The organism is Microcystis sp. LEGE 00066, assembly GCF_015207925.1.
Lineage (GTDB): Bacteria > Cyanobacteriota > Cyanobacteriia > Cyanobacteriales > Microcystaceae > Microcystis > Microcystis ichthyoblabe_A.
In genome coordinates this window covers 37,957-53,192 of record NZ_JADEVX010000007.1, presented here as the reverse complement: position 1 = coordinate 53,192, position 15,236 = coordinate 37,957, and the positions used below count along the sequence as shown (strand labels likewise).

The window sequence follows — 15,236 nt, the reverse complement described above, 5'->3', positions numbered from 1 at the left end:
CCCCACACCCCACACCCTGCCCCCACCAAAAAACTTTTTCAGCAGACCCTAGCTAATTCTTCCGTTAAAATTAGGTTTACGTCGCCGTTGACAGAGAAAATATGAGTAAAAACTCCCGACGAGTCGATTTTCCTGATTTACCCGGGCCAAAAGACCTGCGCTCCTATCAATGGCAGTGGCTGGGCCGAGATCTACTCGCCGGTGTCACCGTGGCAGCCTACGCTATTCCCCAGTGTATGGCCTACGGCGACCTGGCCGGGGTCGATCCCGTGGTGGGATTGTGGACTCTCGTGCCGGCGGCCCTAGTTTACGCCCTTTTCGGCTCCTCATCGCAACTATCCCTCGGACCAGAATCGACCACGGCAGTGATGACGGCGGCAGCGATCGCACCTCTGGTGAGCCTTCAAGGGGAAAATTACGGCAGTTTAGCGGCTTTTTTAGCCCTAATGGTCGGTTTAATCTGTTTAGTTGGTTATATCGCCCGCTTGGGATTTTTAGCTAATTTACTCTCCAAACCGATCCTAATCGGTTATATGGCGGGAGTGGCAGTGATCATGATTGCGGGACAACTGGGTAAAATTAGTGGTTTGTCAATCCGTGAAAATACGGTTTTTAAAGAAATTTTCGCTTTTTTCTGGGGAATAAACCAATGGCACTGGCCAACCCTTAGCCTCGCTCTACTACTGCTACTATTTCTATTTGTCATCCAGAAATATTTTCCCAAAGCACCGGGTCCCTTGCTGGCGGTTTTACTGGGAACCCTCGCCGTCGCCACCCTCCATCTCGATCAAGAGGGGGTGGCAGTAGTGGGTAAAATTAGCAATACTTTGCCCAATTTTGGCTTACCAACCCTAGATTTTTCCCAATTACTACCCCTAGGAACTGCAGCCGTCGGCATTGCCCTCGTCGGCTATTCCGATAACGTCTTGACCGCCAGAGCCTTCGCCGCACGTCATAACCAAGAAATCGATGCCAATCAAGAATTTTTAGCCCTGGGACTGGGGAATCTGGCGGCGGGTTTTTGTCAGGGATTTCCCATCAGCAGCAGCGCCAGTCGCACCGCAGTGGGCGATTCCGTGGGCAGTAAAAGTCAACTTTACTCCCTAGTGGTGGCAGTGGTGGTGGTGGCGGTCATTTTCCTGCTCGGTCCAGTACTGGCACTCTTTCCCAAGGCTGCCTTGGGTGCGCTGGTGATTTATGCAGCCTGTAAACTGCTGGATATCGCCGGCGCTAAACGACTAAAAAGCTTTCGCAATAGTGAGTTTAATCTCGCTGTCCTGACCATGGTGGGGGTGCTAACCACGGGGATTTTAAGCGGGGTTGCCATCGCCATCGGTCTCTCGGTTATCGATTTATTGGCCCGCATTACCCGGCCTGATGATGCCGTCTTGGGTACGGTTCCGGGGGTGATGGGTTTACACGCACTCCAGGATTGGCCAGAAGCGCAAACAATACCAGGGTTAGTTATCTATCGTTACGATGCCCCCTTATTTTTTGCTAATGCGGCCGACTTTAAACGTCGCGCTCTCAGTGCCATTGCCCGGGAGACAAAACCGGTAGAATGGTTTGTCTTGAATACGGAGGCCCTTGGGGAATTGGATAGTACAGCCGTGGAGATTCTTGAGGAATTAGCGGCAGAATTATCAAGACAGGGTATAGTTTTTGCCCTCGCTAGGGTTAAACACGATCTGTACTTACAATTGCAACGTTCTCGCTTGTTAGATAGGATTAGCGAGGAGAGAATTTACTATACTTTACCGACGGCGATCGAAGCTTTTAAAAATCGTTGACTGATGACAAGCTAAATATTTTCTAGAATTTTATTCCTCTCCAGAGACTTCCAATGACTCTGCCAGTGAATTATCTTCAATTTCTATCTCATCAATTGTATCATCAGTTAAGCCCAACTCTTTCTTGGCGAACACGCGCCTGGCACGACGATCAAGAATTTTGATAATATTGGTTCTATCTTGTTTAATTGCATCAATGTCTTCTTTTTGTATCAACACCATATAGTATCTCGATACTTCCATCATTCGATAAGCATACTGAAAAGCGTCTCTAGTAAATTCACCAGTAGTCACAATCATAACTACGTCAGACCCTGTTACGAAGGTCATACCAACTTCTTTGGCTAATACTTCTACATCTACTCGCTTTGTATTTTTACACTGAATTTGCCAACGATGATAAACAAAGCGATCTGATGCTGCCAGAACATCTACTTCACCCTGTCCAGTTTCATAGTCTCTTTTCCGCCATTTTGTGAATCTAAGACTGGTTAGACGAATCATCCAAATCGCCAGCAGTTCAAGAGCTTTACCTTTAATATGTTTGTCGGGATTATCTAGGTCATTAACAACATCTTCAAAACTTCGATTTAGCTCGGTTTGGGAGATTTCTGTAATATCGGATATAGATTGTAATAATCTAGATAACAGTTCCATCTGTGATTTTTCGGTCAGCTTAACAAGATTAGGTTTCGCTCCTCGTCCACCAGTGGTTTTCTCAGTTGCAATTAAGCCGACTTTTACTAAAGGTTGAATAATATCCTGAACAAAAGATTTCGAGGGGAATCGTATTTTATAAACACTGGTGGCGTATCTGGTAATTTTATTCCACTCGGTTAGCTCAGTAATTGCCATCTGAAGCATAGCCAGTAAAAAATATTTTTGTTCGGAACTAAGAGTATAAAGCTCGTCAATATAGTCTTGATCCAGTTCCAATAGATCATAGACTCGATCCCAGTTAATCTCATAACTTTTCTCTAGGACTTTAGCTTCTTGTAACCATTGTCTCATGGTACTAACATAAGTACAATTGGTCGAGAGTGAATACCCCATTTCTTGAAGTTCGTAAGCGATGATTTCTAGCTGGGGTTTATCTCCCCTGCTATTAATCGCTTCTATCGCTTTTATTAGGGACATTCCAGTTAGGTTAACAAGAATATGGCGAGCAAAAATTGTGAAAACTGTCTCAGTATCTTGTTGATTGTCTAATATTTCATTAGCGATATCCGTGAGTCGATACTGCCAATCATCACCATCAATTGATTCAACCAACTTATAAGCACGAAGGGAAAGAAATGTGGTTCTTCGGTTTGTCTTATGCAATAGACGGGAGTTATAAGGGATGGAACCCTTATAGAGAAAGACATTGGGCGATTTTTGTCAATTGTTTTTTATCTAAAGCGAACTAATCAATTAAATCCCTTACCAGATAAAGATTTTGTTGATTTATGCCCCCCTATCGAACCATAACAAGTAACGAAGAGCCAGAAATGTATTCATGGCAAGTTTGCCATGATTCTCTCCTTTCTGGAGAGCATTTTGGCTGGAATGAGCGGCATAATAACGTTTAGCAATCTCATCCTGAAGCACCCGACGATCGGGAAGACAATCAGAACAAAGTTGTACTAATTCAGATACTTGAAATTGCTTAGGAGAAAACTGGTCGCCGTAGGTAAATCTGATGATTTTTTTGTCTGTCATACTATTATCGCTGGCAGGAAACAAATCTAACTGAACGAAAGGTTTTTGAGTATCCATTGTCAAGCTTTTGTCAGAACAATCCTTAGCCAGTTCTAAGGCTCGTGCTTTCAGAGTTTTTCTATCTTTTATAGGAGCTACGACTAAAGGAGCATCTTGTTCAAATCGAAACTGCGACGCTATCAAATAATCTTCATTTAATTCAAACGCTAACCAACGACGATCAAGGGTTTCAGCTACTCGTCCTGTCATGTTTGAACCAGCAAAAGGATCGAGAACTAAATCACCAGGCTCAGTACAGAGACTAATAACAAATTCGGGTAAAGCTTGCGGAAATCTAGCAGGATGGGGTTTCACCCCTTCTTCCTTACATCTTCTTTGATAGTAATCATTAGATGCCGTGTTAGAAGCAGATATAACATTTACTGGCTGCCCTAAATCATTCTCTAAAATCCAGTTGAACTCTCCCAGGACTGGACTACCTATAGACGCGCCTCTTTCCTGAATAGAATCAGTAATAATATTTGGGGGAATAGCTCCTCCTCGGTCATTCTGAAATTTAGTAGAAATATCATGTCCTGACGGACGCAGTTTTGCCTCATAGCCATTTTTAATCAGGTTTTTCATTGCCTCGCTATAAGGGCGTAAAACTCTCTTGTTATTTGCTTTCGGGTGCGGCTCCTTCGATAACCACCAAACGGTATTGACAGCATCCTTAACTCGTTCCCTCCTGACTGTCACCCATTCTGCCGGGGTAGGAAGTTTGGCTGGATTATACCAAAAAAGTTCTTGGGCGAGAAAAAAACCTAGTCCACCTTCTAATCTCGGTTTACAAAGTTCTATAACTAACTCGAAATGATACAGAGAACGCACGGGAAAACCTTTAAGCCAACTACCACCAATATCTATAACTAGGGAGCCTTTGGGCTTGAGAATACGATAAAATTCACCAGCAAATATCTTAAACCATTCAACGTAATCATCAGCGTCCACATTGCCATACTCTTTTTTTCTTACTAAGGCAAAGGGTGGGGAAGTACAAATCAAATCGACACTCTCATCCGGCAACTCTCCCATCAGTGTCAGGCTATTACCCAAATAAGCGGAACCAAGCCGAGTCTCATAATAGGGATTTCGGCTGATTTTGATTAAACCATCGTACTCAGTAACAATTGGCACTACTTTATTTTCTAGCTATTTTTCCTAACTTCTAACCCTGATTATCGGTCAGGGGTCGATGTTTCTCGATCAAATCGATCGCCTGGGTGACACTTTCCGGGAAAATTACCACTAAACCACCCTCAGAAACCGTACTTAAAGCCTTCTCTAAAGCTTCCGTTTCATCGAGAATAACTTCCGGACGCAAACTGGCATTTTCTTGGCTAATTCCCCGGAGAATTAAATCGGCCACTTCCCCCCGGCGGCGACCGCGAGTATCGTTATCTTCCTTAACAATAATTCGATCGAACATTTGGGCCGATAATTTCCCTAATAAAATTAAATCATCATCGCGTCGATCGCCCGGTCCGCCGACCACGCCGACTTTTTCCCCGGACCAATTGCCGACAAAACCGCCGACGGCTTCGTATCCGGCGGGATTATGGGCATAATCGATTAAAGCGTGATGGTGTCCCAAGTCAAACAGGTTCATCCTGCCGGGGGTTTGGGCGACGGAAGGTTTAAAAGTCCGCACCCCTTGGCGAATTAACTCGATATCGATACCCTGCACAAAAGTGGCTAAACAGGCGGCCAGGGCGTTAGCAATCATAAAAGGAGCCATTCCCTGCATAGTCACGGGAATATTGACTGCTTCCTCGATTCTCAGCGTCCATTCTCCCTCTAGAATCGACAGATAGCCATTCTCATAGATGGCGGCCATGCCACCGCGACGGATATGGTCGTGAATAATCGGGTTATCGGGACTCATGGAAAAATAAGCCACTCTTCCCTTGACTTTTTCGGCCATACTAGCGGTCAAGGGGTCATCGGCATTTAAAACCGCGTAACCCTCGGCGCTAACCACCTCGGCCACAACGCTTTTTACCTTCGCCATTTGTTCGATGGTGTCGATATCACCGATACCTAAATGGTCGGCGGCCACATTTAACACCACCCCCACATCGCACTGATTAAAGGCTAAACCCGATCGCAGGATACCACCCCGGGCCGTTTCTAATACGGCAATCTCCACTGTGGGATCCTTCAAAATCATACTGGCGCTGTAGGGACCGGTATTATCGCCCTTTTCTACCAGATAATCATCGATATATACGCCGTCCGTCGTGGTAAATCCAACTACTTTCCCTGTTTGCCGGCAAATATGAGAAATTAAGCGGCTAGTGGTGGTTTTGCCGTTAGTTCCCGTAATGGCCAGAATTGGCACGCGACTGGGAGTCCCGGGGGGGAATAACATATCGATAACTGGAGCGGCGATATTGCGGGGTAAACCGCGACTGGGGGCGACGTGCATCCGAAAACCGGGGGCGGCGTTGACTTCTACGATTACCCCGTCCACTTCTCGCAGGGGTTTGCGGATATCCTCTGTGACCACATCGATCCCGGCAATGTCTAAACCGATTAATTTTGCCACTCTTTGGGCGATCCAGACGTTTTCGGGGTGAATTTCGTCGGTACGATCCACGGCGATGCCGCCGGTGCTTAAATTAGCCGTGGCCCGCAGATAGGCGATCTCTCCGTGGGCTAAAATGCTGGTTAATTCATGGCCCTGTTTCTCTAGCACATTAAGGGAGGTTTTGTCAATAGTTATTTTAGTTAAAACGTTGGCATGACCGTCACCACGGTTGGGATCTTGATTAGTAATTTCGATTAATTCTTCTACAGTTGAGCGCCCATCACCGACGACGTGAGCGGGAATCCGTTCGGCCACGGCGGCGACTTTACCATTTATGACTAAAATTCGGTGATCACTGCCTTTATAATACCTTTCTACGATCACGCTGCGGGTTTTCGAGGCGGCACTGGCTAGATCATAAGCTTCCTCTGCTTCCTGTTGAGTTTTAACATCGATGCTGATGCCCCGGCCGTGGTTGCCATCGAGGGGTTTAATCACGATGGGAAACCCTCCCACTTCCTCGATTGCCGCTGACAACTCATCCAAGTATTGAATCACCGTACCCCGGGGGACTGGAATCCCACCATCCTTGAGGATAGTTTTTGTGCCTTCCTTGTCACAGGCCAACTCAACGGCTAAAATCCCCGAAAAACTGCTTAAAGTGGCTTGAATGCGCTTTTGGTGAACGCCATAGCCCAATTGCACCATGGCACGAGCGCTCAGGAGTAACCAGGGGATATTTCTAGCTTGTGCTTCTTTGACGATGGTTTCTGTACTCGGACCGAGGGAGGCATTATTGCATAAATCGCGTAAATCGGCTAAATCTTGGGCTAATTCTTGCTTAGGATAGGTTCCCGTATCGACAATCGATTGACACAAACGCACGGCAGCTCGACCCGCATAACGTCCCGCTTGCTCGTCAACGTACTCAAATACCACGTTATAGACTCCAGGGGTGGAGGTGCTTCTAGTGCGACCAAACCCGACGGGAGTTCCTGCCAATTCCTGCAATTCTAGGGCGATATGTTCAATGATGTGGCCCATATAAGTGCCAGTGCGGACTCGTTCAAAGAAACCGCCGCGATAACCGGGGGAGCAGTAATGTTCGACTAAACTGGGGAGAACGTCGATTAATCCCTCGTAAAAGCCGGGGATTTCATTCGATGGCTTCTCTGCGAGATCTTCGAGATCCAGACGCATAACAATGAGCTTGTCGCGACGAATACTCCAGTAGTTGGGACCGCGCAGGGTTTGGGTTCTGAGAATTTTCATGATGCTGGTGTTCGCTGTTGAGAAGCACAAAGAAGCCGTTGTTTATTGTCTGGTTTTCTGAGAGCGGTAAACTGTTCATCGTGAACAGTTTTTCAGGAGTTTTTTTACCCCAATTTAGGGATCACTTGCTGTTTTTTGAGATGATAGCCATCACCGTAGGCCAGAATATGTACCCGCAGATTATGCAGACTCAGGGGTTCGTTAGCGGTGACGTGATGGTGGTTGGTGTGGGACATTTCCCTAGCATCAATTACCGTCACTGTACCGCAGCCGATTACTGTCATCGTGCCATCCCGTTCAAACATAGCGCAGGTATCCTCATCGATGCCAATTCCTAAACGTTCGGGATAACCGGAGATAGCACTCATTAGCCGGGCCATGCGGTTGCGATTGTGGAAGTGTTGATCGACAATGACTTCAGGAATGAGACCTAATCCCATGGCCATATCCACTAGGGCCCGATTGGGTGCTTCCCCACTGCTGCCCCCGGCAATCATGTGATGACCCATAACGGCAGCCCCGGCGCTAGTTCCGGCCAGGGTTAATTCTCCCTGTTGCACTCTTTGTCTGATTCTTTCCATCAGGGGAGTATCGGAGAGCAAACCGCATAAACGCAGCTGGTCGCCTCCGGTCATAAATACACCTGTACACTCTTCGATGTAGGCTTGAAATTGGGGGTCTTCTCCCTGTACGCGATCACGAATATCGATAACTTTGACGTATTTTGCCCCCATTTCCTCGAAAATCTTCTGATAGCGATCACCGATTAAAACTGGTTCTCTGGAAGCGGAGGGAACAATAGCGATCACTGCTTCGCTACCCCCGGCGCGATTCCAAAAGGTGTGCAGTATCTCTTTACCGTGGACTTTATCCTCGGCACCTCCAATGACTAAAATCGCCGTTTTGAGAGATACGGGGGTAGGATTTTGGTGATGTTGGGTTTCTAGCTCGATGATCATGTCACTGAACGAATAGACATTTGTAGGGATGGAAGGTTTTTCGGGAAGATGGACAGGTATCTTGATGTTATTTTCCCTGAACGGTTGACGGAAAAAAATGCGGTTTAGGAATATTTTTGGGGACATCAAGCAATAGTAGAGGCGATTTTAGCAATTTTCTTCGATCCACTGGCAATGACGGACTGTTAGTTAACTTTCAGTCTAGGCTAGACTTCGATCACTCAAGCTAGAGCCAGAAAAACCCCTAGACAGTACAGCATAGTCTATCATGTTATTGAGATAGACTGGCGCAAAATTAGCAAGATTTTAACCGATCAGACCGTGACACAATGATACATTAAACACTATCCCAGTCTAGGCCTTAATTTTTCCCGTGCAGTTTGACATCATTACTCTCTTTCCCGATTTTTTTACTTCACCGCTGCAGTCGGGGTTGTTGGCAAAAGCTCTCGAACGCGACATCGCTAGGGTAAATTTGGTCAATCTTCGGGATTTTGCCCATGATAAACACCGTCGCGTTGATGATGAACCCTACGGTGGTGGTGTGGGAATGTTATTAAAACCAGAGCCAATTTTTGAGGCGATCGAGTCTTTAGAAACTTTACCACCCCGGGAGATCGTGCTGATGACTCCCCAGGGGGAACCTCTCAATCAAGCTTTACTGAAAACTTGGGCCGGTAGTTATCGGCAGTTAATTCTCATCTGTGGGCATTATGAAGGGGTAGATGAGCGGGTTTGTGAGCATTTGGTGACTAGAGAGGTATCTTTAGGGGATTTTGTCCTAACTTGTGGGGAAATCCCGGCTTTAGCGATTGTTAACGGGGTGACGCGGTTGTTACCCGGTACAGTAGGTAAGGCAGAATCGTTGAAATTGGAGAGTTTTGAGGCAGGTTTATTGGATTATCCCCAATATACCCGGCCGCCGGTCTTTCGCAGTTGGCAAGTGCCGCCGGTTTTGCGATCGGGTAATCATCAGGATATCGCTGATTGGCGCTATCAACAACAACTCGATCGCACTAAGGAACGTCGTCCAGATCTCTGGCAAAAATGGCTAGAGGAACAGGATTAATCGCCAAAAATGCTCCTGTGGGCATGATGAATTATGAATGATAAATTATGAATATAGCGTTTCCTAAGCTAGTGAGGTACACCTATTTTTCTTCCCTTTTGCCTCTTGCCTAAAACCCATAACTCTTGTACCTTAGCAGACTGAAAACCGCTATATATAGTTTTCCCGACTGTCTCAAGAAATCCGTTTTCTTGTAATAAATATTAATTTTTGTTATAGAAACCTTGAAAAATTCGGGATTGTTTGCACAAAATAGTCGCATTAATCTTTTGCGGTTAACGTCATGACTTCTACCCTCTTGCCGAGCTTTCCTGCTGTTGACGATGCTTTGTTCAATTTTGCTCAATCTGATGGCTTGAGTCAAGCTAATCAGGTGAATATTGTGAGAAATCAGCGTTTAACCGCTACCGTAGTTTTCCTCGATGCTGGTGTTAGCGATTATCAAAGTCTTCACGCTGGAGTAATTCCAGAAGTCGCCACCGTTATTCTCTCTGCCAATCAAGACGGAATCGAACAAATATCCGCTTTTTTACCACAAAATCCCTAGATTACCACCACCACCTCTATTATTAAATCGGTGCGTTACGCTATCGCGCTTCACCCCTAAGAGTAAGCGGACAACTCAAATGAACCCAACAACCGCCAATTATGATGAACCCTGGAAAGAAGCATTAACCGAGTATTTTGAAGCGTTTTTATGCTTCTTTTTTCCTGAAGTTCACCAATTGATTGATTGGACAAAAATTCCCGAATCCCTGGAAAAAGAACTCAAACGGATTACCGCTTCAGCTAAGACAAAAAACGTTTCGCTGACAAACTCTATTCAGTTATCAGTTATCAGTTATCAGTTATCAGTGACTAATTGGAAGCAAGCAGCAATCCCTTTGCTATAATAGTCATGGCACACCTGAAAACGAAAGCGACTACTGGGAAGCTGCCACAACGGGAACAGTGGAAGTGGAAGTTAATCAGGGGATTATATGAAAAGGAGTTCGAGAGAGAACAGATAATTAAACTGTTTGAAATCATCGACAATATGATGACTTTATCCCCTGAATTGCAGTCAAGTTTAGAGAGTAAAATTAAACAATTTGAGGAGGAAAAAACTATGCCTTTAATGAGTAATATGGAGTTACGAGGAATCGAACGCGGTAAAGAAATTGGTAAGGAAATTGGTAAGGAAATTGGTAAAGAAATTGGGGTGCTAGAAAAAAGCCGCGATGACATAAAAACAGTTTTAACTGTGCGGTTTGGACAGATTTCTTCAGAAATTGAAGAGATAATCGGCAAAATGACTAACCCTACTATCTTAGAAGAGCTACTAAAATTAGCAGCTACTGCTAATTCTCTCGCAGAATTTAAGCAGTCTTTGGCTAAAATCAATATCTAGAAAACGGGTTTCTTTGAGTATTTAGAAAACGGTTTCTTTGAGAAACCCGTTTTCTGGACTTATTAACGAATAAAATTAATCTGACAAATATTAAGAGAAATGATCGGTTCAAATTCTTTTCTGTCAGAAGTAACTAAAACTCCTTTTTCTTGATTGGCTAAAGTTAAAGCAAAACAATCAGCTAAAGAAATGCGCTTAATTAGTGCTTTATATTTGCCTACTTGTCGCCAAAACTTGCTACTTAAATCAAAGCGAGTTTTTATGTTAATATCACTTAATTCTTGAATTAGTTTTTCTGTTTCTGATTCTCCTATGTCGCGATAAAAATTATAGTAAACTTCGCAAAGATTAACCAGATGAATGATTTTGTTATTGTTTTGATTAGTGATGATTTCTCTGACAACATCCGCTCCTGTTTCATTACGAAAAAAAGCAATTACAGCACAAGCATCTAAAATGATATTCATCTATTACGCTCCTCCCAATCAATTTCTGCTTGTTTTTGTTGGGCAAAATCTTCACTACTGGTGGGTGCGTGAGCATATTTACCTTGTAATGATTTAATTAACTGTTGTCTTTCTTCTTCTGATTTAGGTTTAATTTGAGGTAAAAAATTTTGCTCGATTAACTCTCTAATTTGCAATAATTGTTCGCCAGAAAGATTAGCTAATGATTCAATTATTTGTTGACGTATTGCTGTAGCATTCATGATTATTACTGACAATTAAGTATAAAAAGCTACTATGGTTACAATCTATCACAAAAAATGCTAATTTGCCAGCAAACCTCTAAAATAATGAGAAAACGGGTTTCTTAGAAAACGGGTTTCTTTAAGAAACCCGTTTTCTTGTAATAAATGTTAATTTTTGTTAAAGAGGTATTGAAAAATCGACACTTGTTGGGCTAAAACTGTTAGCAATAAACCTTTCCAGTCAATGTCATGATTTCTACCCTGTTGCTGATTTTTCCTGCTGTTTACGATAGTTTGTTCGATTTAGCTCAATCTAATGGATTTTGGGCGAATTTGGCAATCGCTGTGGGTTAAGGGGGTGAAATCATAACAATCCGTTGCCAAAACCGACTTTTCAGAATACAATAGGGACGAGTAGTCATTCATCCCTCAGATTAGTTAAGATGATATTACATGACTAATAATATTGACCATGATCGCTTATTTAAGGAGTTAATCTCCACCTTTTTTGTCGAATTTATCGAGTTATTTTTTCCTCAATTGATGGATTATTTAGATAGGGACTCGATTACTTTTTTAGACAAAGAAGTATTTACCGATGTCACAGAAGGAGAAAGGTATGAAAGCGATTTAGTCGCACAAGTTAGGTTTCGAGGAAAAGAATCTTTTTTTCTGATTCATGTCGAGGCGCAGGAAAGTTCCCACAAGTGGTTTGATCGGAGAATGTTTACTTATTTTGCTCGCTTTCATGAGAAATTTGTCTTGCCGATTTATCCGATTGTAATTTTTTCTTATTCAAAGCCAAAAAGAGAAGCGATTAGTCAGTATGTAGTCGATTTTCCCGATTTTAAGGTCTTAGAATTTAACTATCAAGTAGTGCAGTTAAATCGATTAAATTGGCGAGATTTTCTCAATCAACCGAATCCGGTTGCTTCAGCTTTGATGGCGAAGATGAACATTGCAGAAAAAGAGCGAGCCAAGGTAAAAGCGGAATGTCTGCGCTTGTTAATTACTTTAAGGTTAGATCCTGCGAGAATGCAGTTAATTTCTGGATTTATTGATACATATCTCAATCTTAATCCGGTGGAAGAGAGACAATTTCAAGAAGAGATTAGCACATTTAGTCAACCCGTACAGGAGGGAGTTATGCAAATTACCACCAGTTGGATGCGTCAAGGTATCGAACAAGGTATCGAACAAGGTATTGAACGGGAAAAGACATTGATTCTTCGTCAACTTAAACGCAAGTTAGGGGAGATTAATCCTTCATTAGAAACTAAAATCATGGAGTTAAGTATTGATGATATAGAAGCATTAGCAGAAGCTTTATTCGATTTCTCTACAGTTAAAGATTTAATCAATTGGTTAAATACTTTAACTGCCTAGCTTTGACGTTAGCGATTGCATCTTCCCAACAAATGAGAAAACGGGTTTCTTTGAGAACCTATTTAGAAACCGGGTTCCTTTGAGAAACCCGGTTTCTTGTTCCTTTGAGAAACCCGGTTTCTTGTAATAAATGTTAATTTGTGTTACAGGAATATTGAAACATTCGGGATTGTTTGCATAAAATAGCCGTAGTAATCTTTCTAGGTCAACGTCATGACTCCCACTCTTTTGCCGAGCCTTGCTGCTATTGAAGATGTTTTGTTCAATTTCGCTCAATCTGATGGCTTGAGTCAAGCTAATCCGGTGAATAGTGCGAGAAATCAGCGTTTAACCGCTACCGTAGTTTTCCTCGATGCTGGTATTACCGATTATCAAAGTCTCCAAGCTGGGGTAATTCCAGAAGTCGCCACGGTTATTCTCACTCCCAATCAAGACGGAATCGAACAAATCACCGCTTTTTTACAACAAAATCCCCAGATTACCACCATTCACCTGATTTCCCATGGTGCGCCGGGGTGCTTATATTTAGGGAATTGTCAACTTAATTTAACCAATATTTACGATTACCGCCAAAAGTTACAGAATTGGGCAAAGATTAATCATATCCTACTGTACGGTTGTCAGGTCGCGGCAGGAGATGCCGGGACAGAGTTTATTAATAAATTGTCCCAAATTACTGGCGCGAAAATAGCGGCTTCCAGCAGACGGGTAGGAAATGCCGCATTAGGAGGAAGTTGGCAATTAGAGGTGAGTTTTCCGGCGATAAAGGGAGAGAATCAAACTTTTGTTGAAACCTTAGATTTGTCGGATTTGCAGACATCTGGGGTTTTTCAGCCAGATATTCTCAACACTTATCCCGGAGTATTTGCACCCACATTAGTAGGAGTATGGGATAGATTAAGCTTTGCCTATGGGGTGACAGTAGTAGGTAACTACGCCTATGCTGTAGGAGACACCCTGGAAATCATTGATATTAGTAATCCCAGTAACCCGATTTTTAAGGGAAGTTATGATATTTCTGATGGTCAAGATGTACAAGTAGTCGGGAACTACGCTTATGTAGCTGATAGTTCGTCAGGACTGCAAATCATCGACATCAGCAACCCGACAAACCCCATCTTTAAGGGCAATTATAATACTTCTGGCTATGCTAATGATGTACAAGTAGTCGGGAACTATGCTTATATAGCTGATGATTTTTCAGGACTGCAAATCATCGACATCAGCAACCCGACTAATCCCACTCTTAAGGGTAATTATAATACTTCTGGCTGGGCTTACAGTGTACAAGTAGTCGGGAACTATGCTTATGTAGCTGATGCGGGTTCAGGACTGCAAATCATCGACATCAGCAACCCGACAAATCCCACTCTCAAGGGTAATTATAATACTTCTGGCTATGCTCAGGATGTACAAATAGTCGGTAACTATGCTTATATAGCTGATGGTTGGTATGGACTACAAATCATCGACATCAGCAACCCGACAAATCCCACTCTTAAGGGTAATTATGATACTTCTGGCGATGCTGAGGGTGTACAAGTAGTCGGAAACTACGCTTATGTAGCTGATGATACTTCAGGACTACAAATCATCGACATTAGCAACCCGACAAATCCCACTCTCAAGGGTAATTATGATACTTCTGGCACTGCTCTGGATGTACAAGTAGTCGGCAACTACGCATATCTAGCTGATTCGGGTTCAGGACTGCAAATCATCGACATCAGCAACCCGACAAATCCCGCTCTCAAGGGTAATTATGATCCTTCTGACTATGCTAATGGTGTACAAATAGTCGGCAACTATGCTTATGTAGCTGGTAGTGATTCAGGACTGCAAATCATCGACATCAGCAACCCGACAAATCCCACTCTCAAGGGTAATTATAATACTTCTGGCTCGGCTTATGGTGTACAAGTAGTCGGGAACTATGCTTATATAGCTGATAGGGATTCAGGACTGCAAATCATCGACATCAGCAACCCGACAAATCCCACTCTCAAGGGTAATTATAATACTTCTGGCTTTGCTTATGGTGTACAAATAGTCGGTAACTATGCTTATGTAGCTGATGAGTGGTCAGGACTGCAAATCATCGACATCAGCAACCCGACAAATCCCACTCTCAAGGGTAATTATAATACTTCTGGCCATGCTTATGATGTACAAATAGTCGGTAACTATGCTTATGTCGCTGATGGGTATTCGGGACTGCAAATCATCGACATTAGCAATCCGACTACCCCCACTCTCAAGGGTAATTATGATACTGCTGACGCTGAGGATGTACAAGTAGTCGGTAACTATGCTTATGTCGCTGATAGTGTTATAGGACCAGCAATTCTCATTTTAAGGTTTCATGACATTAAAACCCTTGCACCTAGAGGGGTTAATAATTCTTAACGA

12 protein-coding genes and 1 pseudogene are annotated in these 15,236 nt (G+C 43.5%); 7 read left to right on the top strand and 6 right to left on the bottom strand.

Annotated features, from left to right (window positions below; all coding sequences use genetic code 11):
* Positions 1–101 precede the first annotated feature (101 nt).
* Positions 102–1,790, top strand: coding sequence for a SulP family inorganic anion transporter (locus IQ224_RS02285; protein WP_194032468.1), 1,689 nt, complete (start codon positions 102–104; stop codon positions 1,788–1,790).
* A gap of 30 nt (positions 1,791–1,820) precedes the next feature.
* On the opposite strand, the gene IQ224_RS23755 is transcribed toward IQ224_RS02285, so the two are convergent.
* From IQ224_RS23755 to IQ224_RS02265, 4 genes are all read right to left on the bottom strand, one after another.
* Positions 1,821–3,062, bottom strand: coding sequence for a restriction endonuclease (locus tag IQ224_RS23755; protein ID WP_228036055.1), 1,242 nt, complete (start codon positions 3,060–3,062; stop codon positions 1,821–1,823).
* A 174-nt stretch (positions 3,063–3,236) separates the two neighbouring features.
* Positions 3,237–4,667: a site-specific DNA-methyltransferase gene (locus IQ224_RS02275; RefSeq protein ID WP_370583118.1), complete on the bottom strand. Its 1,431-nt coding sequence runs from the start codon at positions 4,665–4,667 to the stop codon at positions 3,237–3,239.
* Between the two features lie 31 nt (positions 4,668–4,698).
* A complete protein-coding gene (gene cphA, locus IQ224_RS02270) occupies positions 4,699–7,332 on the bottom strand; it encodes a cyanophycin synthetase (protein WP_002746167.1) in 2,634 nt (877 codons plus the stop codon).
* 104 nt (positions 7,333–7,436) lie between these two features.
* Positions 7,437–8,291: a cyanophycinase gene (locus IQ224_RS02265; protein WP_002737451.1), complete on the bottom strand. Its 855-nt coding sequence runs from the start codon at positions 8,289–8,291 to the stop codon at positions 7,437–7,439.
* 373 nt (positions 8,292–8,664) lie between these two features.
* Between IQ224_RS02265 and trmD the strand changes: the two genes are divergently transcribed.
* From trmD to IQ224_RS24820, 4 genes and pseudogenes are all read left to right on the top strand, one after another.
* Positions 8,665–9,360 carry a tRNA (guanosine(37)-N1)-methyltransferase TrmD gene (gene trmD, locus IQ224_RS02260; protein WP_002746166.1) on the top strand — a complete coding sequence of 232 codons (696 nt, stop codon included), beginning with the start codon at positions 8,665–8,667 and terminating at the stop codon, positions 9,358–9,360.
* A gap of 283 nt (positions 9,361–9,643) precedes the next feature.
* The gene (locus IQ224_RS02255; protein WP_002746163.1) at positions 9,644–9,907 is read left to right on the top strand and encodes a DUF4347 domain-containing protein; all 264 of its coding nucleotides are present in this window, start codon (positions 9,644–9,646) and stop codon (positions 9,905–9,907) included.
* A 79-nt stretch (positions 9,908–9,986) separates the two neighbouring features.
* Positions 9,987–10,222 (top strand): annotated as a pseudogene (locus tag IQ224_RS24825) (hypothetical protein).
* A 36-nt stretch (positions 10,223–10,258) separates the two neighbouring features.
* On the top strand, positions 10,259–10,750 hold the full coding sequence (locus IQ224_RS24820) for a hypothetical protein (RefSeq protein WP_002747007.1): 492 nt from the start codon (positions 10,259–10,261) through the stop codon (positions 10,748–10,750).
* A gap of 62 nt (positions 10,751–10,812) precedes the next feature.
* Here IQ224_RS24820 and IQ224_RS02240 read toward each other — a convergent pair whose 3' ends face one another.
* Together IQ224_RS02240 and IQ224_RS02235 are read right to left on the bottom strand one after the other, a co-directional pair.
* Positions 10,813–11,217 carry a type II toxin-antitoxin system VapC family toxin gene (locus tag IQ224_RS02240; protein WP_002747005.1) on the bottom strand — a complete coding sequence of 135 codons (405 nt, stop codon included), beginning with the start codon at positions 11,215–11,217 and terminating at the stop codon, positions 10,813–10,815.
* Positions 11,214–11,459 (bottom strand): hypothetical protein, encoded by a 246-nt coding sequence (locus tag IQ224_RS02235; RefSeq protein WP_002747004.1) that lies wholly within the window; start codon positions 11,457–11,459, stop codon positions 11,214–11,216. The genes IQ224_RS02240 and IQ224_RS02235 overlap by 4 nt, the downstream gene beginning before the upstream one ends.
* 435 nt (positions 11,460–11,894) lie before the next feature.
* Between IQ224_RS02235 and IQ224_RS02230 the strand changes: the two genes are divergently transcribed.
* Complete coding sequence (locus tag IQ224_RS02230; protein ID WP_194032467.1) at positions 11,895–12,827, top strand: DUF4351 domain-containing protein; 933 nt, start codon at positions 11,895–11,897, stop codon at positions 12,825–12,827.
* A gap of 213 nt (positions 12,828–13,040) precedes the next feature.
* Complete coding sequence (locus IQ224_RS24490) at positions 13,041–15,233, top strand: DUF4347 domain-containing protein (protein ID WP_194032466.1); 2,193 nt, start codon at positions 13,041–13,043, stop codon at positions 15,231–15,233.
* Positions 15,234–15,236: the final 3 nt, after the last annotated feature.